Genomic DNA, 1,165 nt, shown 5'->3' with positions numbered 1-1,165 from the left:
AGCCATCATCTCAAAATACTGAATCAAAGTATCATTCCGAGGGAATGGTTTTATATCTTAAATTCCGAGGGAAATATTATCCATCTTCAAGAGGCGATCGTTCCAGCATAACTGCTCGATTTAAAAATTAGCGATCGCTTGAGATTTAGGCACGAGTAGTCAGAAACCTGGTTTTTCCCTTGAAAACTTCGTCACAGCACGCAGAAACCCATAAAAACCCGGTTTCTTCGATCGGAGTGGGTAAGTTCTGAGAATAGATATATCTTTGGGAAGATGATCAACTTGAAAACAAAAGGATTTAGCTGATAGCAATATATTAGTAAACTTTTATCTGCCTGGGGTTGATTTGTCAGACGGCAACCTCTCGAAAGCCAAGCTCACGGAAGCTGACTTGACAAAAGCTAATTTATCGAGAGCTAATCTCCGAGAAGCTAATTTTGTGAATACTTATAGCGGTTCTCAAAAAAGTGAGGTATGCCCTATGCCCTATGCCCTATGCCCTATGCCCTATGCCCTATGCCCAGTTCTCATCTTTCTGAGAAAGGCTATATATGCCACATACCATTCTCCAAGGTACTGACCTTTCGCAAGCTGACCTCTCGCAAGCCGACTTGACAGGAGGTGACTTATCCAAAGCTATTCTTAAAGGGACTCGTTTTGTGAAAACTTATATGCCAGATACCATTCTCAAAGACGCAGATTTGTCTGGAGCTAACTTTGAGGGAGCTTATGGTTTAAACCCAGAAAAAGTTAAGTCTGCCCAAAATTGGGCTCAAGCAAAATATGATGCAGATTTCAGTAAAAAATTGGGCTTAAAATAGTCAAAATAGGTAATAGCCGATCGCGAGGTCCCACAATATGCTCAACAACACCATTACCATTCCCCAAACCTTCAAAGTAACTCACGAACAGTTCCAGCAAATTGCTGCCGTCAACCGTGACTTAAGACTAGAGAGAACAGCTACAGGAGAATTAATTGTTATGCCCCCCACAGGAAGCGATACAGGCAAACGCAACCAAGATATGTCAGGACAACTCTGGCAGTGGAATCGCCAAACCAAGCTAGGAGTAGTATTTGACTCTTCTACTGGTTTTCAACTGCCCAATGGTGCCGATCGCTCCCCAGATGCCTCCTGGGTTAAATTAGAACGGTGGCAAACTCTCA

3 protein-coding genes are annotated in these 1,165 nt (G+C 42.7%); all 3 read left to right on the top strand.

Annotated features, from left to right (window positions below):
* The first annotated feature begins 346 nt into the window (after positions 1-346).
* Positions 347-580, top strand: a complete 234-nt coding sequence (locus tag ACUVJL_RS35995) for a pentapeptide repeat-containing protein (RefSeq protein WP_445250197.1) — start codon at positions 347-349, stop codon at positions 578-580.
* Positions 552-821 (top strand): pentapeptide repeat-containing protein, encoded by a 270-nt coding sequence (locus ACUVJL_RS35990; RefSeq protein WP_445250196.1) that lies wholly within the window; start codon positions 552-554, stop codon positions 819-821. The genes ACUVJL_RS35995 and ACUVJL_RS35990 overlap by 29 nt, the downstream gene beginning before the upstream one ends.
* A 37-nt stretch (positions 822-858) precedes the next feature.
* Positions 859-1,165 (top strand): Uma2 family endonuclease (locus ACUVJL_RS35985; protein WP_445250195.1); only part of this gene is annotated, 307 nt, incomplete at its 3' end.

Source organism: Microcoleus sp. OTE_8_concoct_300 (genome assembly GCF_031383065.1).
In the GTDB taxonomy this organism is placed as follows: domain Bacteria; phylum Cyanobacteriota; class Cyanobacteriia; order Cyanobacteriales; family Microcoleaceae; genus Microcoleus.
Note: the sequence above shows the minus strand (reverse complement) of the source record. Positions and strands in the feature narration are given on the sequence as shown.

Coding starts and splice junctions, on each gene's coding strand:
- ACUVJL_RS35990 (WP_445250196.1), top strand. CDS start 552: ATGCCACATACCATTCTCCAAGGTACTGACCTTTCGCAAGCTGACCTC.